The organism is Marinobacter salinus (assembly GCF_001854125.1).
In the GTDB taxonomy this organism is placed as follows: Bacteria; Pseudomonadota; Gammaproteobacteria; order Pseudomonadales; family Oleiphilaceae; genus Marinobacter; species Marinobacter salinus.
Window position 1 is genome coordinate 1866155 of record NZ_CP017715.1, and the last position, 26342, is coordinate 1892496.

The window sequence follows — 26342 nt, forward strand, 5'->3', positions numbered from 1 at the left end:
TCACCAGTGCCCGGTCGTGAGCCAGCCAAGCTGGGTGATAATCAGTGCGAAAACGGGTATCGCAGCTGTCAGGCTGTCGATTCTATCCATAATCCCGCCATGGCCGGGCAAAAGCTGGCTACTGTCCTTGATACCGCGGAAACGTTTGAGCATGCTTTCCAGAAGGTCACCCAACACAGATACCAGGCCGGTTATAAGGCTCGCAATCACCAAGAGTATGGTTTCCACCACACCGGCAGAGGCAAGGGCACTGACAATCACGGCAAAACCGCCGACAGCAACGAGGCCACCCCAGACGCCCGCCCAGGACTTACCCGGGCTTACCCGGGGAGCCAGCTTGGCTTTACCAAAGGCACGGCCGGAGAAGTAGGCACCAATATCAGCAACCCACACCACACAAAAGACGTAAAGGATGACCCATAGGTTATTAGTGGTGTCACCAAACTGAAAGCCGCCCACCCGCATATGATTCAAGCCCACCCAGGCCGGCACCAGAACAAACAAACCCATGACGGACCGGACTGGCAGGCTGCCCCAGCTGGAGGAGCCAGACGGATATCCCCGAACCAGGAGAAAGCAGAGAACCCACCACACCAGGGACAGCCACAGCACAATCATAGCCGGTACGTTGAGCAGCCCGAACAGGATCGCGGCCGTCATTGCGGCGTAAGCCACCCGGCCGCCTTGCCCTTGGATGCCGGACATATTTGCCCACTCCCATGCCCCCAGTGTAATTATTACAGCGGTAAACAGGGCAAAACCCAGTGGCGGAAGAAAGAAAATCCCACCAATGGCAATTGGTGCCAGGATGAGCGCGGTGATAATCCGGGTTTTTAACACAATGAACGTCGCTATCGTTTAATTATTGTTTTGCGGCCTTGGCAGCAATCTGATCATCAGTCTGGCCAAAACGGCGCTGGCGCCCTGCATAAGCTTGAAGTGCTTTGCGCATTTCATCTTCCTTGAAGTCCGGCCAGAAAACCGGTGAGAAATACAATTCAGTGTAAGCAAGGTGCCAGAGCATGAAATTACTGATGCGTTGCTCCCCTGCAGTACGAATCATCAGGTCAGGCATTGGAAGATCGCCAATGCTCAGGTACTGCTGGATAAGGTCATCGGTAATGTCCGATGGCTCCAGCTGACCAGCCCGAACCTGCGCCGCTACCTGGCGCGTGGCCTGGGCGATATCCCAATGGCCGCCGTAGTTGGCGGCAATCACCAATGTCATACGGGTGTTGTGGCGAGTGAGCTCTTCGGCCTGCTCCATATGTTCCTGCAGCGCCGGACTGAAGGCAGCGCGATCACCGATGATCCTTAGCCGGATATCGTTGCGGTGCAGCTTGCGGACTTCTCGCTCAAGCGCAAACAAGAACAGCCGCATCAGCGCCGTCACTTCGTCCTTCGGGCGACGCCAGTTCTCGCTTGAAAACGCGAAAAGAGTCAGCACCTCAACGCCTTCCCGGGCGCATGTTTCCACCACAGCCTTGACCGCATCCACTCCGGCCTTGTGGCCCGCCACTCCTGTTAGCCGGTGCGACTTCGCCCACCGGTTGTTACCATCCATGATGATGGCCACATGCCGGGGCCGGTTATCAGCCGACTCCGGAATCTCTGCGGATACAGTTCCCGTCATGAAATCCCCTGTCCGGCCGGCGCGCTTCTTGGCCGGCCGTATCGTTCGCATGCAAGTGAATCCTGGCGATTAAACCGCCATCAGATCCGCTTCTTTCGCTTTCAGTATCTTTTCGACTTCCGCAATGTAATGGTCTGTCAGCTTCTGGATATCTTCCTCACCTTTACGCTCGTCGTCTTCGGTGATTTCCTTATCCTTCAGCAGCTCCTTGATCATGCTGTTGGCATCACGACGGGCATTACGGATCGAAACCCGGCCATGCTCAGCGTCGGCCTTCGCCTGCTTGACCATCTCTTTGCGGGTTTCCTCAGTCAGCATGGGCATAGGTATACGGATGAGGTCGCCGCTGGTTGCAGGGTTCAGCCCCAGGTCGGAGGCCAGGATGGCCTTCTCAATGGTCGGAACCAGGTTTTTCTCCCAGGGAGAAACCGCAAGTGTCCGGTTATCCTCAACGTTCACACTGGCCACCTGCTTGAGAGGTGTTTCCTGGCCATAGTAATTGACCGTAACGCTGTCCAGAATGGACGGGTGAGCTCGACCCGTGCGAATTTTGTTAAAGGCCGAGTGCAGAGCCTCCAGGCTCTTTTGCATTTTCTTGTCGGCTTCTGATTTGATGTCGTTAATCACTTGAGCATCCTCAATTCGTTCGTCAGTACATTCCATGTTCCGGCCCCTCGGAGAGCGGCTGGAAAACTACATTATTCGATCAGTGTACCTTCTTTTTCACCGGTCACGATGCGAGTCAGTGCGCCTGCACGGTTCATATCAAAGACTCGCAGCGGCATGCCGTGGTCCCGGGCCAGGCAAATCGCCGTCAGATCCATCACGCCCAGTTTCTTGTCCAGCACTTCATCGTAAGTCAGGTGGTCATATTTCTCAGCTGTGCTATCCAGATAAGGATCAGCCGAGTATACGCCATCAACCTTGGTCGCCTTAAGGACGGCGTCAGCCTCAATCTCGATGCCGCGCAGACAGGCTGCAGAATCAGTCGTAAAGAAGGGGTTGCCGGTTCCGGCGCAGAAAATCACCACGTCACCGTCTTTCAGGTCCCGGACGGCACGGCGGCGGTCATAATGTTCCACAATACCACTCATGGGAATGGCGGACATTACCCTGGTACGGATGTTCGAGCGTTCCAGCGCGTCCCGCATTGCCAGACCGTTCATGACAGTGGCCAGCATACCCATGTGATCACCCGTTACCCGGTCCATCCCGGCGGCATTCAGAGCAGCACCACGGAACAGGTTTCCGCCGCCAATAACGAGGCCAACCTGAACACCGATGCCGATCAGGGCTCCGATCTCCAGGGCCATGCGGTCAAGAACTTTGGGATCAATACCGAAATCGTGCTCCCCCATCAGGGCCTCGCCACTGAGCTTGAGCAGAACACGCTTGTATCTGGGCTGGGTTTTCGATGATGTCGGCATGGTGATCCCCTTTTCGTCTGTTGGCTGCTATCCGGCGTGATACGCGTCGCAGGCTTGTATCTGACATACTCCTCAAAAAGGGGTATCTCAGATACAAGCCCGCCACGAAAACCGGGAGTTCCCGGCTAACGTGGCAGACTCAGGTGGTACTGCAGATACAACCCTGCAGCACCGAAGAAGGATCAGGCCTTGCCTGTGCCAGCTGCAGCAGCAACTTCAGCAGCAAAGTCGACTTCTTCTTTCTCGATGCCTTCACCCACTTCCAGGCGAACGAAATCAACCAGCTCGCCACCGGCGGATTTGATCAGCTCACCAACGGTCTGGTCCGGGTTCTTAACGAAAGGCTGTTCAACAAGGCTGTTTTCCTTGAGGAACTTCTTGATCCGACCGCCCATCATCTTCTCGACGATTTCGGCAGGCTTGCCTTCCATATCCGGCTGGGCCTTGATGACTTCTTTCTCTTTCTCGAGTTCTTCAGCCGGCATGTCTTCCGGCTTGCCAACCCGCGGGTTTACGGCAGCGGCGTGCATGGCGATATCGCGAGCAACTTCCGGGTCACCGGCAGTCAGGGCAACAACAGAAGCAATCTTGTTGTTGCTGTGGACATAACCGCCAACAACCGGACCTTCAACCTTGACGACACGACGAACTGTGATGTTCTCGCCGATCTTCTGAACCAGCGCTTCGCGCTTGGCTTCCAGATCGCCTTCCATCAGCTTGGCAACGTCAGTTTCACCTTTCTCGAAGGCTACGTTCAGAACATCGTTGGCGAAGTTCATGAAGTTGTCATCGCGGGCAACGAAGTCAGTCTCGGAGTTAACCTCCAGAATGAAAGCAACGGTGTTGTCGTCGGAAATCTTGATCAGTGACGCGCCTTCAGCGGCGGTGCGGCCAGCCTTCTTGGCGGCTTTCAGGCCGGAAGACTTGCGCAGCTCTTCAATTGCGGCGTCAACACTGCCTTCGGCTTCAACCAGTGCTTTTTTGCACTCCATCATGCCAAGGCCGGTGCGCTCGCGCAGTTCTTTGACCATTGCAGCGGTAATTGCAGCCATGTTCAATCCTCTTAACTGTTCCGAATTCGGTGGGAAGGTATGCCCGCAAAAAAAGGGGCATACCATACATCTCAAACGTGAAGCTGAGAGTTACTCAGCGGCCGGAGCGGCACCTTCAGCGCCTTCGCTGACTTCAACAAATTCGTCAGCGCCTGAACCCGCAGACTGGGATGCTTCCATGCAGGTGTCGGCAACTGCCTTCACATAGATCTGAATCGCACGAATGGCGTCATCGTTACCCGGAATTACGTAGTCAACACCGTCAGGATCGCTGTTGGTATCAACAACACCGATCACAGGAATGCCCAGCTTGTTGGCTTCCTTGATGGCGATACGCTCGTGATCAACATCGATAACGAACAGCGCGTCCGGCAAGCCACCCATGTCCTTGATACCGCCAATGGAGCGCTCAAGCTTATCCATCTCACGGGTACGCTCGAGAGCTTCTTTCTTGGTCAGCTTGTCGAAGGTGCCGTCTTTGCTCTGGGCATCCAGATCACGGTAGCGACGGATAGACTGACGGATGGTCTTGTAGTTGGTAAGCATGCCACCGAGCCAGCGATGGTTAACGAACGGCTGGCCAGAGCGCTCTGCTTCTTCCTTGACGATCTTGGCCGCGGCACGCTTGGTACCAACGAACAGGATCTTGTTCTTGCTCTCTGCCAGCTGCTGAACGAAGTTCAGCGCATTGTTCATCGCAGGAACAGTCTGCTCAAGGTTGATGATATGAATCTTGTTACGGGCGCCGAAGATGAACTTCGACATTTTCGGGTTCCAGTAGCGAGTCTGGTGACCGAAGTGAGCACCTGCCTTTAGCAGGTCACGCATATTTACCTGAGCCATGATATTTACCTTTTAGCTTCGGGTTAGTCCTCCACGCGTCCGATTGACCCAACCTGCCCTCACTCTGATTACATGAAGGGAGGCACCCTGGGACAACGTGCCGACACGTGTGTGAATTTGCTGGATTCGTTTCCAGCGGGCGCGTTTATACCATAAACCGGCCGGAAAACGCCATTAATTTTGCGAGCGACCTTCCTTGTACCAAGTCACTCAGCCCCTTAAAATGCCGGTTCTACACAAATTAATGGGAAGCCCGATGCAGGTATCGATCAAGACTCCGGAAGAAATCGAAAAGATGCGCGTAGCCGGCCGTCTGGCCGCAGAAGTCCTAGAAATGATTGGCGAGCACATCAAACCCGGTGTCAGCACCGAAGAAATTGACCGGATCTGTCACGATTACATCGTCAATGAACAAAAGGCTATTCCGGCACCCCTCAATTACAAGGGCTTTCCGAAGTCTGTCTGCACGTCAGTTAATCATGTTATCTGCCATGGCATTCCGTCAGAAAAGAAAATCCTGAAGGACGGAGATATCCTCAATATTGATGTGACGGTCATTAAAGACGAATACCACGGCGACACCAGCAAAATGTGGATCGTCGGAAAACCCAAACCCGGAACCGAACGACTCATCCAGATTACCCAGGAATGCCTATATAAAGGTATTGAACTGGTCAGACCCGGTACGCGCCTGGGGGATATCGGTCATGTGATTCAACAGCATGCCGAAAAACACCGTTACTCAGTGGTGCGGGATTATTGCGGTCATGGTATCGGCAAGGTGTTCCATGAAGAGCCCCAGGTCATGCACTACGGCAAGCCCGGAACCGGCCTCGAGCTGCAAGAAGGTATGACCTTTACCATTGAGCCCATGATCAATCAGGGCAAGTACCAGACCAAACTACTGCCGGACGGCTGGACCGTGGTTACCAAGGACCACAAGCTGTCCGCCCAGTGGGAGCACACCATCCTGGTGACCGCTGACGGTCATGAGGTCCTCACTAAACGAACGGAAGAGTCCTTATAAGTGGACCTCAGCGAGCTGGAATCCCGCATCAGTAATGACACCTCTCCCGTCTCTGCCGCCAGGGAGCTGTTGAGGGAAAGGTACAATGCCGACGCAGAAGCTTTTCGCCAGGGCGCCGATGTTCGTGCCCTGGTCCAGTCCAGAGCGGATACCGTTGATACTGTCCTGCGACTGATCTGGAACCGGTATCCATTTTCCAGCTCGCCAGACATCGCATTGATTGCGGTCGGCGGTTACGGTCGGGGGAACTTCACCCCCACTCCGACATAGACCTCCTGATTCTGACAAAAGATGGGATCAAGGAAAGCTGGCAGGAAGATCTCGGTGCTTTCGTGACACTTCTCTGGGACCTGAGGCTCGACATTGGCCACAGCGTACGCAGCATTGATGAAAACAAGAAAGCGGCACGCGAAGACATAACCATCCTGACCAACCTGCTGGAGACACGCACTATTGCGGGGCCGGACGAACTCAGGCAAGAACTGAGCGAGCAGGTCTACTCTGATGCGGTGAGCAGCGACCGCGACTATTTTATCGCTAAACGGGAAGAGCAAAAAGAACGCCATAAAAAATATGGTGATACCGAATACAATCTCGAACCCAACGTTAAAGGTTCCCCGGGGGCCCTCAGGGATATCCAGACTATCGGCTGGATTACCAAGCGGCATTTCGGTCTTCAGAACATCGCCGACCTGACAAGCTTCAGCATTCTTACGGAGGAAGAACACCAGATTCTGTTCCAGGGCGAAACCTTCCTCTGGCAGCTTCGCTATGGTCTCCAGCTGTTGGCAGACCGCAACGAAAACAGGCTTTTGTTCGATCACCAGAGAGCACTGGCCGAGATGCTCGGGTACCGGGATGAAGATAAGCGCCTCGGCGTTGAGCTGATGATGCAGTCCTATTACCGAACCGTGCTCGCACTGGCTGAGCTCACGGACGTAATACTCCAATACTATGACGAAGCGATTCTTGGCACCGGAACCAAAGACGACATACAGCCACTCAACAAGCGCTTTCAGATGCGCAACCTCTACATAGAGGCCGTCAACAACCAGGTTTTCGCCTACGCCCCCTACGCCATCATGGAAATTTTTGTGTTGATGGCCCAACATCCGGAAATCAAGGGGATCCGGGCGACCACCATCCGTTCACTGCGGGCACATCGCCACCTGATTGATGATGCGTTCCGCTCCGATCTGGCAGTAACCACTCTCTTCATGGAGTTGTTGCGGACACCCCATCCGCTGGACCAGACGTTGTCAGCCATGAAGAAGTACAACGTACTGGGGCGCTACCTGCCGGAATTCGGCCAGATCATCGGCCAGATGCAGCACGATCTTTTCCATATTTATACTGTCGACGCACACACCATGCGGGTTATCCGCAACATGATCAGGCTTACCGGTGCTGAGGCGCGATCTGAATATCCCCTGGCGTCGCGGTTGATTCATCGGCTGCCAAAACTCGAAACCCTGTTCATTGCCGGCCTCTATCACGATGTGGCCAAGGGGCGTGGAGGCGATCACTCCGAACTGGGCGCTATCGATGCAGAAGCCTTCTGCGAGAGGCACCACCTCAGCGAGCGGGACACCAAACTGATTTCATGGCTGGTAGAGAATCACCTGCTGATGTCCATGACCGCCCAGCGCAAAGACATTTCAGATCCGGATATCATTCATGACTTTGCCCAGGCCGTTCCCAGCCAGGCACACCTAGACTATCTCTACGTATTAACGGTTTGCGATATCAGCGCCACCAATCCGAAGCTCTGGAACACCTGGCGAGCATCCCTGCTTCGTCAACTTTACATTGAGGCCAAGCGAGCCCTCAGGCGCGGCACCGAAACACCGGTCAACCGCCATGAATGGGTGAGCGCAACCCAGTCAGAAGCAAGAGAGATCCTGCACGCACAGAACATGACCGATGAGCAGATCGACAATATCTGGCAAACGGTGGATGAAGACTATTTCCTGCAGGATTCGACCGTCGATATTGCCTGGCAAACAGCAGCCATCATCCGCCATGGAGACAATCCCGATCCACTGGTGTTGATCCGCGACACCCGTGGGGGGCCAACTGACGGCTACTCTCAGATCATCATTTATATGAAAGACCGGGTAGCCCTGTTCGCAGCCACGACCGCCGTGCTGGAACAGCTCAACCTGAATATCGTGGATGCGAGAATCAGCTCGAGCGCAGGCCCCTACTCGATCAGCTCTTACGTGGTTCTGGACGAGCAGGGCCAGCCCCTGGGTACAGATCCGGCCCGCAAGGAACGGGTGCGCAAGCGCCTGATCGAGGAACTGGATGACCCTGAAGACTATCCGGACATCATTCATCGTCGAACGCCCCGACAATTGAAGCACTTCGCGTTTCCAACCGAGGTAACGTTCTCTAACGACACCGTAAACCAGCGTACGGTCATGGAAGTCATAACGCCGGACCGGGCCGGCCTTCTGGCACGAATCGGCCAGGTACTTCTTGAGCACCGTGTGCGCCTCGCCAACGCAAAAATCGCCACGCTGGGAGAACGCGTTGAGGACGTATTCTTTGTCACGGACGAGCATGGTGAGCCCCTTCGCGACCCCAATCAGTGCCAAGAACTGCAGCGGGACCTCTGTAAAATGCTGGACGATATTCAATGAACCCGAACCTGGACAGGCTCCATCCCTACCCTTTCGAGAAACTGACCAAACTCAAAGCCGGCATTGCCACACCTGAGCATCTGACGCCCATTTCCCTCGGCATCGGAGAACCCAAGCACCCGTCACCCGGGTTTGTGAAGCAGGTTATCTCGGACAATCTGGACAAGCTTGCAAATTACCCGACCACCAAAGGCACCGACGAGCTGCGCGAGGTCATCGCCCAATGGGCGACCCGGCGATTTCATCTCAAGCCGGGATCACTGAGCCCTGCTGACAACATCGTTCCTGTTAACGGGACGCGGGAAGGCATTTTTTCGCTGGTACAGGCCGTTGTGGCTACAAGCGACAACGCAACTGTCGTCAGCCCGAATCCTTTCTATCAGGTCTACGAAGGTGCCGCTCTGCTGGCGGGGGCCACGCCGGTTTACCTGCCTTGCGACGCATCAAACAGCTTCATACCGGACTTTGACCGTGTGCCGGAAAACGTCTGGAAGGACTGCCAAATTCTTTTCCTGTGCTCTCCCGGCAACCCCAGCGGCTCAGTGATCCCCCGCGACACTCTGGTCAAGGTCATTGCGCTGGCCGACAAACACAACTTCATCGTCGCCTCGGACGAATGTTATTCGGAACTATACCCCGACGAAAACAATCCACCCGAGGGTCTGTTGCAGGCCTGCGCGGCCATCGGCCGGCATGATTTCAGCCGTTGTATTGTGTTCCATAGCCTGTCCAAGCGCAGCAACCTGCCAGGATTGCGCTCGGGCTTTGTGGCCGGCGACTCCGGCATACTCAAAGGTTATCTGAAGTACCGTACCTATCACGGTTGCGCCATGCCCATCCATAATCAGCTGGCCAGCATCGCTGCCTGGCAGGATGAGGACCACGTGAAGGAAAACCGGGCGGCGTATCGCAGTAAATTCGAGGCAGTGATCCCCATTCTTCGCGAAGTCATGGACGTCGATTTCCCGGATGCGGGATTCTACCTCTGGCCTTTGACACCCATGGATGATGAAACCTTTGCGCGCGAGTTGTCTGCCCAACAGAATGTTCACGTCTTGCCCGGCCGTTACCTGTCACGAGCGGTGGATGGCTACAACCCGGGAGAAAACCGGGTTCGCATGGCACTGGTCGCCCCTCTGGAGGAGTGTGTCGAAGCAGCAAAGCGCATCGTCGAGTTTGTAAAGGCAAGCAAAGCATGAAGATATACGGCATCAAGAACTGCGACACCGTCAAAAAGGCCCGCAAGTGGCTGGACGAACAAGGCATCTCCTACGAGTTTCACGACTTCAAGAAAGAGGGTCTTGATGACACGTTACTGAATCGCTGGGAAAAGGCAGTCGGCTGGGAGGCTCTGATCAACCGCCGCGGCACCACCTGGCGCAAACTTCCTGACGAGGTTCGTGATACCATTAGCGCCCAATCCGCCCATGACATCATGATCGAGAACCCTTCGATCATCAAACGGCCGGTCGTTGAGTATAAAGATTCCGTCTCGGTCGGCTTTAATGCCGAAGAATGGGCCAAACAGTTTTCCAACGCTTGAATCTGACGAATTTATAGGAGCAAACACCTGATGAGTTTCGCATTCGGTATCGGTATCGGCACCCAGAACAAACAGGGCGAATGGCTGGAAGTGTTTTACCAGCAGCCGGTCATGACACCCGATAACGCCCTGATGGAAGTGGTTTTTAATGCTCTCGATTACAAGGGCGGCAACCAGGCCATGGGCGCCACCGCCGAGCAACTCAGCCAGCTTGCAAATGCTCTGCGCCAGGTTGGCCAGACGGAACAGGCCGTGCTCGCTGAGAAAGCGGCAACAAGCGCTCGTCCGGTCGTGGTGACGATTCTGGAAACCGACGACACCGCTTCCAGCACGCCAGAGGTTTACCTGAAGCTGCACCTGATTTCCCATCGCATGGCCAGACCCCATGGTTTGAAACTGGATGGCATCTTTGGCCTGCTGCCAAACCTCGCCTGGACCAACGAAGGTGCTATCGATCTTGGCGAGCTGTCGGACCGACAGCTTCAGGCCCGAATTGAAGGCCGTACCCTGGAAGTGAAATCTGTGGATAAATTCCCCCAGATGACCGACTACGTCGTGCCCAAGGGCGTTCGCATTGCGGATACGGCGAGAGTCCGCCTGGGCGCGTACGTAGGCGAAGGCACTACGGTAATGCATGAAGGTTTTATCAACTTCAACGCCGGCACCGAAGGCACCAGCATGATCGAAGGCCGCATTTCAGCGGGCGTTATGGTTGGCAAGGGCTCCGACCTGGGTGGCGGCTGCTCCACCATGGGCACGCTTTCCGGAGGCGGCAACATTATTATTGCCGTTGGCGAAAACTGCCTGATTGGTGCCAACGCTGGCATCGGCATTCCGCTGGGCGATCGCTGCAAAGTGGAAGCGGGCCTATACATTACGGCCGGCACCAAGGTCGCCCTGCTGGATGACAACAATGAGTTGGTCGAAGTCATCAAGGCCCGGGACCTGGCCAACCAGCCAGACCTGCTGTTCCGCCGTAACAGCCAGACCGGCGCAGTGGAGTGCAAAACCAACAAGTCCGCTATTGAGCTGAACGAAGAGCTGCATGCAAACAACTGATTCCCAGACACTTGAACTTGCTATTGACCTGATCAGCCGGCAGTCCGTAACGCCGGACGATGCCGGCTGTCAGGACTTGATGATGTCCCGACTGACTCCGCTCGGCTTTTCAGGTGAACGTCTCCGTTTTGGCGATACTGACAATCTCTGGGCCCGCAAGGGTTCAGAGGGGCCGGTTCTGGCCTTTGCCGGACACACTGACGTTGTACCCACCGGGCCGGAGAAAAACTGGGCACATCCGCCGTTTGAGCCGGTAATCAGGGACGGCTATCTTTACGGCCGCGGTGCGGCCGACATGAAAGGCAGCCTTGCCGCCTTTGTGACCGCCTGCGAACGATTCCTCACGAAGTACCCTGATCACCGGGGCTCTATTGCCCTGCTTATCACCAGCGATGAGGAAGGTCCCGCCCAACACGGTACCGTAAAGGTTGTTGAAACGCTGGAAGCCAGAAATGAGAAGATCGACTGGTGCCTGATTGGTGAGCCATCCAGCACCCACGAGGTCGGCGACGTTATCAAGAACGGTCGCCGTGGTTCACTCCACGGTTACCTGACTGTACATGGCGTTCAGGGGCACGTGGCATACCCGCACCTGGCAGAGAACCCGGTTCATACTGTGGCGCCAGCTCTGGATTCCCTGGCCAACGAGTTCTGGGATAACGGCAATGACTTCTTTCCGCCGACCACGTTCCAGATCACCAAGCTGGAAGCGGGTACGGGGAGCAATATCATTCCCGGCGAATGCCTGGTGCATTTCAACTTCCGCTATTGCACAGAAAACACTGCGGAAAGCCTTGAAGAGCGGGTGGTTGCCATTCTTGATCGTCACGATCTGAAATACGATCTGCAATGGCACCTCAGCGGTCGGCCATTTCTGACGGACAGCGGCGCACTGGTTTCTGCCAGCCAGAATGCCATTCGCACCGTGACTGGCAGGGAAACAGAGCTTTCGACCTCGGGTGGCACATCCGATGGACGCTTCATTGCACCGACCGGCGCCCAGGTTCTGGAGCTTGGTCCGATTAACGCCACCATCCATAAAGTGGATGAGTGCGTTAAAGCCGGGGACCTGAACACGCTTTCCGAAATCTACGAACAGATCCTGGTTGAACTGCTCGCCTAGACCTCAGTACCCAGCATACTTCAATAGTGGGGAGGAGGGGTTTCCTCTTCCTCGCTCTTTATATTTGAAGGGGACACGTCCTTCAGCTGCTTGTGCAGGAGCTGCTTGGCCTCCCAAAGTTCACGAAGCTCAAGCTCCTGCTTCGCCACCTGCTCGCTCAGGGTATTTATGATGTCATCCTGAAACGCTAAACGCGTTTCCAGTTCGTCGAGTCGTGCTTCCAGCTCTTTCTGACTCATTTGGCTAAAGAAACTCCCGTTCATGGGTGGCTATAGAATGCGACTGACGGCACTCCGCAACTGCATTGATTTGGTCAGCGCTCGGGATAATCTGGTATCATGCCGCTTTTGCCCGCTGGCACTTCCATTTTCAGGAAGTCTCGCGGTTTTCATCGACCGGATGTGCGATTTTACCCGATATCCGGTTTTTTATCGTTAGCGTTAAAAGAATGGAGAAATCTCAGTCAATGCGTAATCCAGCCAAAGCGATCCTTGTTGCTATCCTGATCGCTATTCCCGCACCACTGGTACTGGCCCTTTTGCTCTCATTTACCCCGGAACCTCTTCGTTTGATTGCATCAGGTGAATTTGTAGAGGCTCTCGGAAGCAATCGAGGCATTGCAGCTTACATCATCGCCTTTATTATCTTCGGTTTCGTTGGCTTCCTGACCGTTGCCCTGTCAGGCAAGCAGCAAGCGGCCAAGCGCACAACAAACCGTGCCGCCCGCGCTCAGGACGACAACTACCAGGATGATGACGATGGTGACTATGACGAGAACAGCCCGGAAGGTGACGAAGAAGGCACCGTAAAGTGGTTTAACGTCAAGAAAGGCTTCGGCTTTATCGTTCGCGACAGCGGTGATGAAGTCTTTGTTCATTTCCGCGCCATTCGTGGTCGCGGTCGTCGGGTTCTGCGCCAGGGCCAGCTGGTTCGTTTCAATGTTGTTGAAGCGGATAAAGGTCTGCAGGCAGACAACGTGTCTATCCTGAGCGACTGAAACCTGCAGATAACCATAAAGGCAGCCCTCGGGCTGCCTTTTTCAATTCCATACGACCTGCTGTTCGCCCCTGTGGTCAAGGCGCCACCATTTCTCATCCTCCACTGGTTCCCCTTCCTTCCAGTCGCCCGGGCTGCAGCGAATCTCCGTATCCATCGAGCGCCACGCACTTCGAGCACAGTCCAGATCAGTATTCCAGGGTAATTTCGCCCCCTCAATAACCACTGAGGTGAAGCGCTTTCCGAAAGCGCCTGGGTAAAGGGATATTCTCAGCCGCTCACCCTCATAAACACCAGCCCCCTTAACGAAGGACGATGTCACACCGTCCTCAAGCTCGAGATTGTCCAGATGGCTCCCGAGCCAACGTGAAACCGCGCCTGCCGGGAGGTCACGAATGTAAATTTCCAGATCCTGCACCCGCTGAATCTCCGTCCTGATTATCACAATGAAGCACATAGTGAACTGGCCCGGGGCGCGCTGCAACCCAACGTTCGAGTTCCCATCGCAGATCCTCTGACGAAAGGCGCCGCAATGTACCCGCCGACTTTCGCTCATGCCACAACACTTCCGCTGCGGCCTTCCGTAAATGGAGGTCGTCCAGACCGCTCCCTGGGGCGCCGACATCCTCATTCCGCGCCATGGCAACCAGGCTCTGCCGACGAACAGTATCAGCCTGACCTGCCAGTGCAAGAGACTCCGCGGAACCGCACCTGGCGAACAAGTCCAACCTGGCCGCGGCCCTCTCAACCCACTGAAGTATCCCACCCGGCATGCTTACGCAGTGGCTCCGACGAGTCGCAGCGTAATGAATGACAGACAGAGGCAACTCGATATTCCACTGCTTCTCAATGGCCGCCTGATGCGCGACCAGTATTGCCTTCCGCTGGACCTGGCTTGACCCTGGCATATCAAATACTTCAAGCGACCTGCCGAGCCAGTGTTCGAGGATGCGTTCTTCACCGGTGTTGTTATCGGGTCCGAGCAGGAGGAGGCCGCCTTCCCACCCCCCGACCAGTTGTGCTGAAACACTACCTGGCCTTTGCATCAGAGCCAGAAGGTCCGCCGGTGATGTGTTATCCAGAACCATAACGGGCCATCGCCTGCGTTCCTCATCAGAGGGGACCGCAGGCCATTCGCTGGTCATCACCTCTGCCTCACGACGCAGATCCAGTTCCACAACGTCCAGATCCAGCGATGACAGAAAACATTGCAGCCAGGAAGACTTCCCGATTCCACGTTCACCGCGAACCCAAACAAAGCTATCCACCAAAGCCGACATTGTAACCGCGACATCCTCAGCCAATTCAAGCCAATCCGCATCGGTAATAACAATCGGGGCGCGGGCATGGCTCTTCGCTTCGCCCCCATTGCCCTCATCGCCTCCCACGGCCCAGTCGGGGACCAGCTCCAGCACGGCAACATAAGCCTTGCCCTGCAGGCGCTCAGCCTTGTGAGTCAAAACCTCCAGCAAGACTGGCCAGTCCAGCCAGGGTGCATCGCAGACCTGACGGGCGGCCGCGAGCCAGTAAATCAGTTGGGAAGACAGCAGCCCTTCTCCTCCAACCTCGGTCACGATTGGCTGTTCACATTGGATGGTCCGGACCAGTTCATCCATATCGACACCCCGAACGCGAAGAAACCGGGTAATCGAAGGGCAGGTATCCAGTAATGAAAGGAGGAAATCTTCAGTGGTAATAACGCTTCCACCACGGCGATCAACGTTCTCCCCGGCCCGCACCAGGGCAGTCTGACACTCGGGGGCCAGGCATCCTTGCCAGTCATCCATGCAACTCTCCTTGTTTTCAGTTCCGGATCGCATCCTCCTGACGCAATCCCGTTTTAGCGGCGGGAGACTAAGCCCCAACGCCTCCGAACTTACCAGGTGCCAGTGTTCTCCATGCTGGCCCAGGGCTCTTTGGGTGGTAGCGCCTCCCCTTTCTGCAACAGCTCGATGGAGATATTATCCGGGGTCCGGATAAACGCCATGTAGCCGTCCCGCGGCGGACGGTTGATCGTGACACCATTGGCCTTCAGGTGGTCACAAAGTCCGTATATATCATCGACACGGTAGGCCAGATGGCCAAAATTCCGCCCGCCCGTGTACTCCTCAGGATCCCAGTTGTATGTGAGCTCAATCATTGGGGCCTTGTCCTGACGGGCACGGTCTTCATCTTCAGCCGCTGCAAGAAACACCAGGGTGAACCGCCCCTTGTCGCTGCTTTTACGACTTATCTCTTTCATCCCCAGCAAGTCACAGAAAAAGTGCAGAGTCTCGTCCAGGTTGCTGACCCGAATCATCGTGTGGAGGTATTGCATGACGGCTCCTGTTCATCAATTGGTGGTTTGCCTGTGAGTGCTTCCTCACCCTTACCTGAACGATAGTTTACGGTATTCTTCACCAATGGATGCAAGCACCCCAACCAAAAAGATTCTCTCATTCAGCTGCCCGGCAGTCAGGCATCTGGCCTGGCTGTGCATGGCTCCCCAGCTTATTAGCAGTTCAAGCCTGTTCGAGCCCGGTCGCTACCTGCCCCCGGATTACCTGGACACTCTCCAGGCCTGGGACCGGAATCCAGAAAGCGCACCAAGGCTGCTCAGGGAGCCCCCCCAGCGAAGACTCGGATTTTACTTCGAGAGGCTCTACGAGGTACTCCTCTCAGATTTGCTTGGCTGGGATATCCTGCTCAAAAATGCACAGATCCAATCAAACGGACGAACGCTCGGAGAGCTGGATTTTATTGCCCATAACCCGATAGACGACCGGATTGAGCACCACGAAATTGCCATTAAGTACTATCTCGGTGTCCCGCGCGGGAGCCATGAAGCTCTATGGTACGGACCCAATGCCCGGGACCGCCTGGACCTGAAAAGCGACAGGCTGATCAACCATCAAAGCAGACGGACGCACCAACCGGAGACCCTGGAACTACTTAAGAGACACGGTATCGCCGGTCCCATAACAGCCCGAGTGTTCATGCCGGGATATCTCTTTTACCCACTAAATGAGCCAATCTCCGCCCCCGGCTCGGCACCCTCAAACCACCTTTACGGGTGGTGGGCATACGCCAGCGAAGTCACTAAGGCCGACACTGCAAGCTGGGTACTATTGCAAAAGCCGCACTGGGTAGGTCCCTGGCACCAGTCGGAAGCTCCGCAACCGCAAGAATCCACGCAGGCACTGACCATGATCGATCACGATCAAATCCCGCGCCTGTTTGCGGAGCTTGCATACGACCGGGCCAGCGATACATGGTGCGAGCAAAGGCGATTATTCATCGTGCCCGGCTCCTGGCCAGCAGGGGCTAAATAGGGTTGAACTGCAGTACGCTTGCTTGGGGGCATGTCTTCGGTCCCTGAAGATGTGAGTGTTGTCCTGGCTCATCCTGAGCGAAACCGATTATAACGAGCACTGCATTGGATGTAACCCCAACGCATCCAGCGACAGCTTCAAATGGGAGGTTGACCACAAGAACTTTCTCCTTCACCCTAATCTGGTTTCATTACGCAACCGGAGAGAGTTTGTGACCGAATATAAAAATCGTGCAGTTGTACTCAAACAACGCCCGCAGGGGGAGATTCAGGACGGTGACCTGGTGATGGAGGAGCGCCCCGTTCGCTCGCCCAACGAGGGCGAGGTCGTCGCGCAGATACTCTGGCTGTCTCTGGACCCTTACATGCGTCCGCGCATGAACGATGCCAAAGGTTATATGGATCCGATCGGCATTGATGAACCGATTGTTGGTGAAAGCGTGGCACGAGTCGTTGAATCGAGGTCTGACAATCTGAAGGAAGGAGATCTCGTTACTTGCTATTCCGGTTGGCAGGAATACGTCACATTTCCCGGTGACGCTCCTATGGTGTACAAGATTCATCAGAAAGACTCCGTACCACTGCAAACATATCTCGGCGTCGCCGGTATGCCGGGTCGCACCGGCTATTGCGGCCTGATGTATGTCGGTAAACCAAAAGCTGGCGAAACCGTGGTTGTCTCTGCCGCATCGGGCCCGGTGGGCACGGTCGTCGGCCAGACGGCCAAGATCGAAGGCTGCCGCGTGGTCGGCGTCGCTGGTGGTCCGGAAAAATGCAACTTTGTCGTTAATGAACTGGGATTTGACGCCTGCGTGGACTACAAAGCCGGCAATCTGGAAGCAGACCTCAAGGCAGCGTGCCCGGACGGAATTGACATCTACTTTGAGAACGTCGGCGGTGCCGTTACCCGGGCTGTCGCGCCTCTGTTAAACCACGGAGCGCGGGTGCCCATCTGCGGGTATGTGTCTGCCTATAACGCGACGGATATGGCCAGTGTGGAAACGCCGTTCCATGTGCTCAAGGCTCTGGATCCGGTTCCGGAGCACCGTTTCTTCCTTGTTACCGAGTGGCAGGACAAGCATCAGGAGATTACCGACATCCTGACCTCTCGCATTGCTTCCGGTGAGATCAAGTACCGGGAGACCGTAGCGGAAGGTCTTGAAAACGCCATTGATGCTTTCAAGGGTATGCTCAAAGGAAAGAACTTTGGCAAGCAGCTTGTCCATATCGCGGATTGACTGCTGCCACAGGCAATTGAAAACCGGGAAGGTTACTCGGCAATTCTGAGCAGAACCTTCCCGGTATTTCTGTTTTCCGCGACGTGAGCCATGGCCTCCTCGACTTCCTCGATAGGCCATGTGCTGTCAATCAAGGGTTCAATCTGGCCAGCACTGAGCAGCGGCCAGACATGCCGGTGCAGTGCCTGCATCACGCGACCCTTGTCTTCCACTGTCCGGGACCGAAGGGTGGAGCCAATCAGCCTGTGACGCTTCACCAACATTACCCCGAGATCCACTTCCGCAGAACGACCACCCATCAGGCCGATCAAAACAATCCGGCCGTCCACATTCAGGACTTTCTGGTCCTCCGCGATGTAAGCGCCGCCAACAGGGTCGAGCACCATGTCTACACCGCCCCAACTCTTTACGGCATCCACAAAGGATCCTTCTTTCCGGTTCCAGACACCACTGGCGCCCAGATTGCGGCAGATCTCAAGTTTTTTCTCATCCCCCGCCGTAGCGAAAACAGGATTGCCGAATGCCGTCGCAAGCTGGATAACGGCCGTCCCCAAACCACTGGCGGCCGCATGAAGAAGCATGCGCTCTCCCGGTTTCAAGCCTGCTTCCTGGTACAGATTTAACCATGCGGTGGCAAACACTTCCGGGATAGCCGCGGCTTTTTTAAGCGAATAACCTTTCGGGATGGGCAAGACCTGCACCGCAGGGACGATAACCCTGGTTGCATAGCCGCCGCCGGTAAGAAGCGCGCACACCTCGTCTCCCGGCTCAAAGCCAGTCACATCTTCACCTGTTGCAGAGATACGACCACTCACCTCAAGGCCCAGAGTGTCTGAGGCACCGGGAGGTGGTGGATAGACTCCCGCCCGCTGCATCAAATCCGCCCGGTTGATAGCCGTCCAGACAACATCGATTACAACGTGGTCTGCAGGCAGTTCCTCGAAAGGCTCGCATGACTCCCAGCTCAGGGAGTCACCAGTGACTTTAATGGCTTTCATCATGTCTGAGATCCCGGTATTTTAAATATCCACTCAGGATACCCCATGTTTTTCCAGGGTTGTAATGATGATACTTTCATAGGCGTTTGACAGCCTGGACAACCCCCAACCGGAGGGGGCCTGAGAGCGCGCTGAATTCTGCATTAACCTGATCAGACAATCAGCTGCGGCTCTGGCCTCAGCCTCCGGATGGCCGGGGTCGCTGCGGTATAACTGGGACGACGGTACATACTCGGGATAGGCCAGGCGATCGGGCGCCAAAGCCAGGCACCCAGATGCCATGGCCTCCAGCATGGACAAGCCCTGAAAATCATGAAGAGCCGTTGAGATGACGACATCGGCCTCCGTCAGCAACTGATCGTAATCAGAACGGCTGGCGAGAAAGCCCCAGTTGACAATCCGGTTGCCGTGGCGCTCGCGAATAGTGTCAAACACCCCCGGACGATGCCGGAACTGCTCACCGACAACACTCAAGCGGAAGTCCTGGCCCCGGTTCACCAGCTCATCCAGAAAAAGGGCAAGTCTGTCCGGACCTTTGTCGTATTCCCACCGGTGGTTCCACAACAAGTGCGGGCATTGCCGCTGCAAAGGCCTGATGCGTTCCACAAACAGGCTGTCCTCGATGGGAACCGGCAAAACCCGGGACTTATCTGTTAACTCGTCGAGTACGCCGCCCGGCAAGCCATCAGGCAGTTTCCTGAACAATTGCCCCACGCCCTCCAGAAAGCTTCGTCGATTCCAGTCACTGTTAAACAACACCTGGTGGGCCGCGATGGCGCTGTAGAGATTGACAATCTGTGGGTCAATACTGGCGTGCTGCTCTTCAGATTCCGGGTAGGCAAACTGGTTTTCATGCATGTACAGAAGCGATGGCGTGTTGGCCAGGTGCGGATGGAAGCCCCGGATGGACGCAAGGTCCACCATGGAAGTTACCAACAACAGATCCCAGCTTTCCTGTAAGCGGGGTTCTGTCAGCCAGGTCAACGCATTGCCACGAATCCGCCAGCGAAAAAACCGTGGCGGAAGGCTGAGCACATGCCATTCAAACCCGGGCTGACTGGCCACCAACTGCTCACGCCAACGACGGTGGCTTCCGGCGTCATAGGCGGAAAGCAGCAGGATCCGGGGCTTTCTTGAAGAGGTCTTTTCGGACATGGGCGCATTCTGCCCTACTCCCGATTGGACAACCAGATACTCTGATAGGGTTTCAATGTAATGCAGCCGGAAAGATCGTCAATTTCCATACCCGAGATCAAATCGAGCCAGTGATCCGTTCCAATCAGGTTGATATCACTGAGAGCGACCTGCTGCACTTCGTCACTGATATTGTGGATACAAAACACCGATTGGTCCCGCCGCATACTCTGGCGCCAGAACGCGAAAAGCTGCAAGCCAAGGTGCAATGTGAACTGAGTGGCATTGGGGTGAAACGCCGGCTGTTTCCGGCGAATGGCAATCAAGCGCTTGAGTTCATTATAGGCCTTGCTGTGATGACTCAAAGGGTTGGCGAGCTCACCCTCCAGGTCGTCCAGCTGCCACTGGCTGCGATTGATCGATCGCAGCCGCCCGGTGTGTTCCACTCGCTCAGTGTCGTTCTCGGTTGCCAGCAGGCTGTGTATGTAAAAGGCGGGAATGCCTTCCAGAGCGAGCATCACGGTGTGGGCACAGATAAACCGCTGTAACTGCCAATGGTCCGCACCGGCTTCTGCGGTGCCTTTCAGTGCGTCATAAAGAGCGATATTGATTTCGTAGGGCTGGTCCCGGCCATCCGGCGTGCGGCGATAGGAGACCTTGCCTCCGAATGAGTCCATGGTATTGATCAGCCGTTGCTTTTCATCATCTGTCAGCAATCCGTCAGTTGGGCGCATGCCAATGCCATCATGCGACGCAATAAAGTTCAGGTAGGTAGTGCCCATCTGAGCCGGCGGCATACTCATTAGCCAGGTTTTCAAGTGCTTGCAGTCACCCGTTACCAATGTATTGATCAACAGAGGCGGCAGCGAGAAGTTATAGATCACATGGGCTTCGTTGGCGTTGCCAAAATAAGTGAGGTTCTCGCGATTGGGCACATTGGTCTCTGTAATCACTACAGCCGAAGGACTGTGGTGTTCAATCAGTAACCTCAGGATCTTGATCAGCTCATGGGTCTGTTGCAGATGAATGCAGGGCGTACCCGGCTCCTTCCAGAGAAACGCCACTGCGTCGAACCGGAAAATGATGACACCGCGCTCAAGATAATGGCGAATGATGGCCACAAACTCGGTCAACACCTTTGGATTGGCAAAGTTCAGGTCAACCTGATCCTCGCTGAAGGTGCACCACACGTAACGTTCACCGTCGTCAGTCTGGACCGGATTCAACAATGGAGACGTGCGGGGACGAACCACGGCACTGAGGTCATCCTTCGGATTTCCCTCAAAAAAATAGTCCTTACCTGGATCCACGCGTTTCCGGAAATTTTCAAACCAGCGGCTGCGGGCAGACATATGGTTGATCACCAGGTCGGACATCAATTTGAAGTCACCCGAAATCGCTTCAATGTCTTCCCAGCTACCGTGGGATTCGTTGACCGCAAGATAATCCATTACCGAAAAGCCGTCATCCGAACTGTAGGGAAAAAACGGCAGGATATGGACGGATGAAAGACTGTCAGAGAGACAGTCTTTCAGAAACCTGTGCAGCGTCACCAGTGGTTTTTGATCGGCCTTTCGAACCGTATCAGCATAGGTAATCAGCAACACATCCGACTCATCCCAGTTGTTCTGATGGGCCGGTGGGGGTGGGTGATCGGGGGGCACACCTATGGTGGCAAGGAGCTCATCAGCCAAAAATGCGCAGTCCAGTGCTGGATAAACCACCTCCAACATCGAGACCAGCTTGGCTTTCAAAGGCTGGGTCATGGGCGGAACTCCTCGTTGTCCAGCTCCACAGCCTCCTGAAGTTGTTCCTTGATGTCCGGAAGAGCACTGGTTACCCGGTTCCAGCTTGGGATAAACGGCGTGTCCATCGGGTTATCGAGGAAATAAGCCCCGGCTCCCATGACATTCTGGGCGAACAGCTCGACCGCCTTCTCCTCCTTGTGACGATCGAAAGTCAGGCCATTGACAATGGCGTCGTTCTGGTAGGTTTCGACAAAATCCAGGGCGATCCGGAAATACGTTGCCTTGATGGTCCGGAACTTCTCGCTGGAGAAGATTTCGCCATTGGTGGCCAGCTTCCGGAAAAGAGCCTTGGAAATGTCCATGCTCATTTTAGACAGGCCACGACTGGCATCTTCCGGTGATAACTCCTGATGTTTATGATCGTAGACGTCAGCAATATCCACCTGGCACAGACGGTTAGTGGCGTAGTTCCGCTTCATCTCGGAAAGTACGCCGATTTCCAGTCCCCAGTCACTCGGTATGCGCAGGTCATTGATAACGTCTGTACGGAAAGAGAACTCGCCCGCCAGCGGATAACGGTAACTGTCGAGGTAATCCAGAAAATCGTTGGGGCCGCATACTTTCTTCAGCGCACGGATGAGCGGAGTCACCAGCAGTCGGCTGACCCGGCCATTCATTTTATTATCCGCAACTCGGGCGTAGTAGCCCTTGCAGAACATGTAGTTAAATCCGGGATTGGCGACCGGATAAATCAGGCGCGCGACCAGATCCCTGGAATACGTGAGAATGTCACAATCGTGCAGGGCCACCGATTTACTGACTCCGGAGGCCAGCACATAGCCGAAGCAGTACCAGACATTCCGGCCCTTGCCCATTTCCGTGGGAGCCAGATTCTGCTCCCGAAGTTTCATATCAATCGCGCGAAGTCGTGGACCATCGTTCCAGAGAACTTTGAAGTTCTGGGGAAGCTCAGAAAAGTACTCAAGGGCGTGGCGATATTGCGCTTCATCTGCCCTGTCCAGACCGATAACAATCTGCTCCAGATACGGCACTTTGGTCAGTTCGTGCACGATATTCTTTAAAGCCGGCCCCTCCAGCTCGGAATAGAGTGAAGGCAGAACCAGGGACATGGGCCGGGCCTTGCGAAAGCTCATCAGCTCTTCTTCTATATCTTCAACCGGCCGGCGAACCAGATTATGCAGGGTTGTGATAATTCCGTTCTGGTAAAAGTCGCCCATGGCGGCTCTCCTCTCTAATACCCGTACTCAAACAGGAGGTTAAGGACACACTCATTCCAGCCCTCCGGGCCGGGTTTGATGGAACGCATAGCATGTTTGGCCGATGGCAACTGCACCTCATCGCTGTTAACACCACGAATGACAACGGGGATGTCCGCCGATTCGAGCATCTGCTGATCATTCGGGCTATCTCCAAGCGCGATGGCGATCACCTCCTCCCCTCCGTGCTGCTCCCGGTATTTATCCAGCAAAAAGCGGGCCCCATCGGATTTATCAAAAATCCCCATGGCGTGAAAGAATCTACCTCCCTGGACCAGGCGCAGGTTTTCTGCTGCCAGCGCAGACCTGAACGCAGCCAGTTCATCGTCAGAACCCTCCCAGATCAACGGTTCCGTACCAAGGCGCTCCTTCGCACGTTTGGCAGACTCTGCATCCAGGCCCGTGGCATCGGCCAACTCTGGGACTGACATGTCCTCAAAGCCCCGAAACCGGGCACCCGCTTCTCTCTGAACCGCCAAAACCTTCAATACTTCAACCCGGGGCGCCCCAAAATTCACCACCTGTTCGTCATCATTGCCAAAGGTTTTTGCAGGAATCACCACAGCCGCACCATTTTCAACAATGAATGGGTCGGTATTTCCCAGCTCCCGACGCAGACTGCGGACCTCTGGAGCCGTTTTGCTGGAGTTGAGAATCAGTGGAATGCTGGCGGCCTCCAGCCTTTGCAAAGCAGGGCGTGCGGCATCCCATCGATAGTTTTCATGATTGAGTAAGGTACCGTCCAGGTCAGAAAAGATCAGCAACCGGGGTTTTGTCATGGGTTGTCTCCGTCAATGGGCTCGGAATCTGGGCTTGCCAAGGGAGTGATCCTCTCCTACCTCAATGAGGACATCTGCCCTGCGCGGCATTTCCTTCAGGCAAAACCGTGTCACGCGTTCGTAGTGCATAATGAAGCGAGCGACCTCGTCATCGCCCATTATGCGCAGATTTTGTGCGCCTCTTTTCGTGACGCCCTGATCTGGTGCGCCAGAAAGCTTCGCCGCTAATTTATGCTCCTGAAGAGTGCGCCATTCGAGAACGCTCTCCATGGAAGGTGCCTTGAGCATCACCAGGTTATCAAGTTGGTCGAATAGCCGATGGTAATCGCCCTTAAGGCACTCATTGACATAGTGTCGCCAAGTTCCAGAGGCATCTTCCTCTGCTTCAAGTCGATTGATGGGACGTTCCAGCGCAGCATCAGGCTCTGGATGGGCACCCAGGCACCAGCCCTCAAAAAGAATCACCTCTGCCCGACCGTTAAACACGGGCCAGGCATCGGCAGGAACCCTGTCATCAATGGACTTGTCAAAGGCAGGGATCGGCGTAAATCCATCTGGCGGCGCTGCCTGGAGCTTCCTGATGATCTGCAAGCCCAGTTCGACGTCGTGTGTTCCAGGCACACCCCTGGTCACAAACAGGGGGTGGACGCGGGCTGCAAGTTCCCGGCGCTCCCCTCTGGTAAGGTAGATGTCATCAAGGGAAAGGCTGGCAGCCGGACAGTTCCGGTGTTTCCCGAGAATCTCGCGAAGAAACAGAGTCAACGTCGATTTTCCAGTGCCCTGAGCGCCGTGAATACCCACGACAACAGGCCGCTCTTCCCTTTGATAAAGTTCCAGAATATGGTCCACGAGCGGAAGAATGGTCTGTTCCACCGTGCGGGCGTACGTTTCGGGGAGCCCTTCCTGCGCGATCAGGGCCTTGATGGTTCTGTTAAGCTCGCTGTCTGACACGTTGGTTTTCCGGCTCGTATAAGTGGTTGTAGATTAATAACAGCAGTATTCGTACCAAATGGGAGTATAGGCATTTTATGAGTAGCAAGAGTTTTCATGTTGAGCATCGCTACCTGGAACTCCCGGACTCCTTTTATACCCGCGTTCAGCCTACGCCATTGAGAGGCGCCAGAATGGTGTGTTTCAACCACGAGCTCGCGGAACAGATGGGGTTTCATACCCAGAAAGAGGACGACTGGACGCAAGTGGGTGCTGGCGCCGAGCTCCTGGAAGGAATGGACCCCGTGGCCATGAAGTACACGGGCCACCAGTTTGGCGCCTACAACCCGGAACTGGGAGATGGCCGTGGCCTGCTACTCTGGGAAACCATTGCACCGGACGGCCGACGCTGGGACTGGCACCTCAAGGGCGCGGGTATGACGCCTTACTCCCGGTTTGGTGATGGCCGGGCGGTTCTGCGCTCAACCATTCGCGAATACCTTTGCAGCGAAGCGATGAATGGCCTGGGTATTCCAACCACCCGGGCACTGTTTATGGTCAGTGCCAAAGACCCGATACGCCGCGAATCTATCGAAACGGCCGCCGCCCTGGTACGCGTCGCTCAGAGCCATATACGCTTTGGTCACTTCGAATTTGCCGCGCACCATGAGGGGCCTGAAACGGTAAAGACACTGCTGGAGCATGTCATTTCCCTCCACTTCCCGCACCTCATTGGCTTACCGGACGACGAGCGCCATGTCCGCTGGTTTGAGGAAGTGGTGGAGCGAACCGCCCGACTGATCGCAGACTGGCAGGCGGTGGGTTTCTGCCACGGCGTGATGAACAGTGACAACATGTCCATCATCGGGGATACCTTTGACTACGGCCCCTATGCGTTCCTGGACGATTTCGACGCTGGCTATATCTGCAACCACACGGATCAGGGTGGCCGTTATGCCTACAACCGGCAGCCACATATAGGATTCACGAACTGCCAGTATCTGGCCAATGCCCTGATGCCCATCGTGGAAGAAGATTCTGTGCGCCGGGGCCTGCGCCGATATGAGATTACCTACAACGCGCGGTTCCTTCAGAACATGCGGGATAAACTCGGCCTGTTACAGGAGGAAGAGTCGGATCTCAGCCTGATCATGGACACCTTCAGCATGCTCCATGAACACCATGTGGACTACACCGCTTTCTTCCGGGCACTCTCGAACCTCTATGCCCATGGCCATGCTCCGGTCAGAGACCTGTTCGTAGACCGCAGCGTCGCGGATGAGTGGCTGGAACGGTATGAAGAACGTTTGCAGAAGGAAACGCGCGCTCATGATGAGCGGGAATACGCCATGCGAGGGGTAAACCCCAAGTACATTCTGCGGAACTACCTGGCCCAACAGGTGATTCAGGAGGCCCAGAACGGCGATTACCAGCCAATGAAAGCCCTGCTGAAAGTTCTGCAAAGACCGTTCGATGAACAGCCCGAACACGAGCAATACGCCGCGCTGCCCCCGGACTGGGGCAAGCACCTGAACATCAGTTGTTCTTCCTGACCGGGCACGCATAAAAAAGGGTGAAGC

25 protein-coding genes and 1 pseudogene are annotated in these 26342 nt (G+C 55.4%); 10 read left to right on the forward strand and 16 right to left on the reverse strand.

Going from position 1 to position 26342, the window contains the following annotated elements; genetic code table 11:
* The 6 genes from BKP64_RS08565 to rpsB form a co-directional block, all read right to left on the reverse strand.
* Entirely contained in the window at positions 1-840 is an 840-nt protein-coding gene (locus BKP64_RS08565; protein WP_070968545.1) for a phosphatidate cytidylyltransferase, read from the reverse strand.
* Between the two features lie 22 nt (positions 841-862).
* Positions 863-1633 carry a polyprenyl diphosphate synthase gene (uppS, locus tag BKP64_RS08570; protein WP_070973615.1) on the reverse strand — a complete coding sequence of 257 codons (771 nt, stop codon included), beginning with the start codon at positions 1631-1633 and terminating at the stop codon, positions 863-865.
* Positions 1634-1702: 69 nt separating this feature from the next.
* A complete protein-coding gene (frr, locus tag BKP64_RS08575; RefSeq protein WP_070973616.1) occupies positions 1703-2260 on the reverse strand; it encodes a ribosome recycling factor in 558 nt (185 codons plus the stop codon).
* A 71-nt stretch (positions 2261-2331) separates the two neighbouring features.
* On the reverse strand, positions 2332-3060 hold the full coding sequence (pyrH, locus tag BKP64_RS08580) for a UMP kinase (RefSeq protein ID WP_070968547.1): 729 nt from the start codon (positions 3058-3060) through the stop codon (positions 2332-2334).
* Positions 3061-3242: 182 nt separating this feature from the next.
* On the reverse strand, positions 3243-4112 hold the full coding sequence (gene tsf / locus BKP64_RS08585; protein ID WP_070968550.1) for a translation elongation factor Ts: 870 nt from the start codon (positions 4110-4112) through the stop codon (positions 3243-3245).
* A 90-nt stretch (positions 4113-4202) separates the two neighbouring features.
* Positions 4203-4955, reverse strand: a complete 753-nt coding sequence (gene rpsB, locus BKP64_RS08590; RefSeq protein WP_070968553.1) for a 30S ribosomal protein S2 — start codon at positions 4953-4955, stop codon at positions 4203-4205.
* Positions 4956-5211: 256 nt separating this feature from the next.
* Here rpsB and map point away from each other — a divergent pair, with 256 nt between their 5' ends.
* The 6 genes and pseudogenes from map to dapE all read left to right on the forward strand — a co-directional run bounded on the left by map (position 5212) and on the right by dapE (position 12352).
* Positions 5212-5982 (forward strand): type I methionyl aminopeptidase, encoded by a 771-nt coding sequence (map, locus tag BKP64_RS08595; RefSeq protein WP_070968556.1) that lies wholly within the window; start codon positions 5212-5214, stop codon positions 5980-5982.
* A pseudogene (locus tag BKP64_RS08600) lies at positions 5983-8627 on the forward strand ([protein-PII] uridylyltransferase). It abuts the gene before it with no gap.
* Positions 8624-9826, forward strand: coding sequence for a succinyldiaminopimelate transaminase (dapC, locus tag BKP64_RS08605; RefSeq protein ID WP_070968560.1), 1203 nt, complete (start codon positions 8624-8626; stop codon positions 9824-9826). Before BKP64_RS08600 ends, dapC begins: the two are co-directional and overlap by 4 nt.
* Complete coding sequence (locus BKP64_RS08610) at positions 9823-10170, forward strand: ArsC family reductase (protein ID WP_070968563.1); 348 nt, start codon at positions 9823-9825, stop codon at positions 10168-10170. The genes dapC and BKP64_RS08610 overlap by 4 nt, the downstream gene beginning before the upstream one ends.
* A 30-nt stretch (positions 10171-10200) precedes the next feature.
* Positions 10201-11229 (forward strand): 2,3,4,5-tetrahydropyridine-2,6-dicarboxylate N-succinyltransferase, encoded by a 1029-nt coding sequence (gene dapD / locus BKP64_RS08615; protein ID WP_070968566.1) that lies wholly within the window; start codon positions 10201-10203, stop codon positions 11227-11229.
* Positions 11216-12352 carry a succinyl-diaminopimelate desuccinylase gene (gene dapE, locus BKP64_RS08620; protein ID WP_070968569.1) on the forward strand — a complete coding sequence of 379 codons (1137 nt, stop codon included), beginning with the start codon at positions 11216-11218 and terminating at the stop codon, positions 12350-12352. The genes dapD and dapE overlap by 14 nt, the downstream gene beginning before the upstream one ends.
* Before the next feature lie 20 nt (positions 12353-12372).
* Here dapE and BKP64_RS08625 read toward each other — a convergent pair whose 3' ends face one another.
* Positions 12373-12591 (reverse strand): SlyX family protein, encoded by a 219-nt coding sequence (locus BKP64_RS08625; RefSeq protein ID WP_070968571.1) that lies wholly within the window; start codon positions 12589-12591, stop codon positions 12373-12375.
* A gap of 227 nt (positions 12592-12818) precedes the next feature.
* On the opposite strand from BKP64_RS08625, the gene BKP64_RS19690 reads away from it, so the two are divergent.
* A complete protein-coding gene (locus tag BKP64_RS19690) occupies positions 12819-13349 on the forward strand; it encodes a cold-shock protein (RefSeq protein ID WP_070968574.1) in 531 nt (176 codons plus the stop codon).
* 42 nt (positions 13350-13391) lie between these two features.
* Here BKP64_RS19690 and BKP64_RS08635 read toward each other — a convergent pair whose 3' ends face one another.
* The 3 genes from BKP64_RS08635 to BKP64_RS08645 form a co-directional block, all read right to left on the reverse strand.
* Positions 13392-13766: a hypothetical protein gene (locus BKP64_RS08635; protein ID WP_070968576.1), complete on the reverse strand. Its 375-nt coding sequence runs from the start codon at positions 13764-13766 to the stop codon at positions 13392-13394.
* Entirely contained in the window at positions 13738-15135 is a 1398-nt protein-coding gene (locus BKP64_RS08640) for a hypothetical protein (RefSeq protein ID WP_070968579.1), read from the reverse strand. Before BKP64_RS08640 ends, BKP64_RS08635 begins: the two co-directional genes overlap by 29 nt.
* 89 nt (positions 15136-15224) lie before the next feature.
* Entirely contained in the window at positions 15225-15665 is a 441-nt protein-coding gene (locus BKP64_RS08645) for a VOC family protein (RefSeq protein ID WP_070968582.1), read from the reverse strand.
* 85 nt (positions 15666-15750) lie between these two features.
* Between BKP64_RS08645 and BKP64_RS08650 the strand changes: the two genes are divergently transcribed.
* Together BKP64_RS08650 and BKP64_RS08655 are read left to right on the forward strand one after the other, a co-directional pair.
* Positions 15751-16659, forward strand: coding sequence for a DUF1853 family protein (locus tag BKP64_RS08650; protein ID WP_070968583.1), 909 nt, complete (start codon positions 15751-15753; stop codon positions 16657-16659).
* A 211-nt stretch (positions 16660-16870) separates the two neighbouring features.
* A complete protein-coding gene (locus BKP64_RS08655) occupies positions 16871-17896 on the forward strand; it encodes an NADP-dependent oxidoreductase (RefSeq protein ID WP_070973617.1) in 1026 nt (341 codons plus the stop codon).
* Between the two features lie 32 nt (positions 17897-17928).
* Here BKP64_RS08655 and BKP64_RS08660 read toward each other — a convergent pair whose 3' ends face one another.
* The 6 genes from BKP64_RS08660 to BKP64_RS08685 are packed head-to-tail and all read right to left on the reverse strand — an operon-like array spanning position 17929 to position 24783.
* Positions 17929-18897 carry an NAD(P)H-quinone oxidoreductase gene (locus tag BKP64_RS08660; protein ID WP_083329186.1) on the reverse strand — a complete coding sequence of 323 codons (969 nt, stop codon included), beginning with the start codon at positions 18895-18897 and terminating at the stop codon, positions 17929-17931.
* 30 nt (positions 18898-18927) lie between these two features.
* Positions 18928-20049: a tRNA-queuosine alpha-mannosyltransferase domain-containing protein gene (locus tag BKP64_RS08665; RefSeq protein WP_070968585.1), complete on the reverse strand. Its 1122-nt coding sequence runs from the start codon at positions 20047-20049 to the stop codon at positions 18928-18930.
* A 14-nt stretch (positions 20050-20063) separates the two neighbouring features.
* On the reverse strand, positions 20064-21794 hold the full coding sequence (locus BKP64_RS08670; protein ID WP_070968588.1) for a sugar phosphorylase: 1731 nt from the start codon (positions 21792-21794) through the stop codon (positions 20064-20066).
* Entirely contained in the window at positions 21791-23014 is a 1224-nt protein-coding gene (locus BKP64_RS08675; RefSeq protein WP_070968591.1) for a glycosyltransferase family protein, read from the reverse strand. The genes BKP64_RS08670 and BKP64_RS08675 overlap by 4 nt, the downstream gene beginning before the upstream one ends.
* A gap of 14 nt (positions 23015-23028) precedes the next feature.
* Positions 23029-23832 carry an HAD-IIB family hydrolase gene (locus BKP64_RS08680; protein WP_070968593.1) on the reverse strand — a complete coding sequence of 268 codons (804 nt, stop codon included), beginning with the start codon at positions 23830-23832 and terminating at the stop codon, positions 23029-23031.
* A gap of 12 nt (positions 23833-23844) precedes the next feature.
* Positions 23845-24783 carry a hypothetical protein gene (locus BKP64_RS08685; protein ID WP_070968598.1) on the reverse strand — a complete coding sequence of 313 codons (939 nt, stop codon included), beginning with the start codon at positions 24781-24783 and terminating at the stop codon, positions 23845-23847.
* 77 nt (positions 24784-24860) lie between these two features.
* Between BKP64_RS08685 and BKP64_RS08690 the strand changes: the two genes are divergently transcribed.
* A complete protein-coding gene (locus BKP64_RS08690; protein ID WP_070968602.1) occupies positions 24861-26315 on the forward strand; it encodes a protein adenylyltransferase SelO in 1455 nt (484 codons plus the stop codon).
* Positions 26316-26342 lie beyond the last annotated feature (27 nt).

Coding starts and splice junctions, on each gene's coding strand:
- pyrH (WP_070968547.1), bottom strand. CDS start 3,060: ATGCCGACATCATCGAAAACCCAGCCCAGATACAAGCGTGTTCTGCTC.
- dapC (WP_070968560.1), top strand. CDS start 8,624: ATGAACCCGAACCTGGACAGGCTCCATCCCTACCCTTTCGAGAAACTG.
- BKP64_RS08665 (WP_070968585.1), bottom strand. CDS start 20,049: ATGTCCGAAAAGACCTCTTCAAGAAAGCCCCGGATCCTGCTGCTTTCC.
- BKP64_RS08640 (WP_070968579.1), bottom strand. CDS start 15,135: ATGGATGACTGGCAAGGATGCCTGGCCCCCGAGTGTCAGACTGCCCTG.
- BKP64_RS08680 (WP_070968593.1), bottom strand. CDS start 23,832: ATGACAAAACCCCGGTTGCTGATCTTTTCTGACCTGGACGGTACCTTA.
- BKP64_RS19690 (WP_070968574.1), top strand. CDS start 12,819: ATGCGTAATCCAGCCAAAGCGATCCTTGTTGCTATCCTGATCGCTATT.
- dapE (WP_070968569.1), top strand. CDS start 11,216: ATGCAAACAACTGATTCCCAGACACTTGAACTTGCTATTGACCTGATC.
- BKP64_RS08645 (WP_070968582.1), bottom strand. CDS start 15,665: ATGCAATACCTCCACACGATGATTCGGGTCAGCAACCTGGACGAGACT.
- BKP64_RS08625 (WP_070968571.1), bottom strand. CDS start 12,591: ATGAGTCAGAAAGAGCTGGAAGCACGACTCGACGAACTGGAAACGCGT.
- BKP64_RS08670 (WP_070968588.1), bottom strand. CDS start 21,794: ATGACCCAGCCTTTGAAAGCCAAGCTGGTCTCGATGTTGGAGGTGGTT.
- tsf (WP_070968550.1), bottom strand. CDS start 4,112: ATGGCTGCAATTACCGCTGCAATGGTCAAAGAACTGCGCGAGCGCACC.
- rpsB (WP_070968553.1), bottom strand. CDS start 4,955: ATGGCTCAGGTAAATATGCGTGACCTGCTAAAGGCAGGTGCTCACTTC.
- map (WP_070968556.1), top strand. CDS start 5,212: ATGCAGGTATCGATCAAGACTCCGGAAGAAATCGAAAAGATGCGCGTA.
- BKP64_RS08610 (WP_070968563.1), top strand. CDS start 9,823: ATGAAGATATACGGCATCAAGAACTGCGACACCGTCAAAAAGGCCCGC.
- BKP64_RS08650 (WP_070968583.1), top strand. CDS start 15,751: ATGGATGCAAGCACCCCAACCAAAAAGATTCTCTCATTCAGCTGCCCG.
- dapD (WP_070968566.1), top strand. CDS start 10,201: ATGAGTTTCGCATTCGGTATCGGTATCGGCACCCAGAACAAACAGGGC.
- uppS (WP_070973615.1), bottom strand. CDS start 1,633: ATGACGGGAACTGTATCCGCAGAGATTCCGGAGTCGGCTGATAACCGG.
- BKP64_RS08690 (WP_070968602.1), top strand. CDS start 24,861: ATGAGTAGCAAGAGTTTTCATGTTGAGCATCGCTACCTGGAACTCCCG.
- BKP64_RS08660 (WP_083329186.1), bottom strand. CDS start 18,897: ATGATGAAAGCCATTAAAGTCACTGGTGACTCCCTGAGCTGGGAGTCA.
- BKP64_RS08675 (WP_070968591.1), bottom strand. CDS start 23,014: ATGGGCGACTTTTACCAGAACGGAATTATCACAACCCTGCATAATCTG.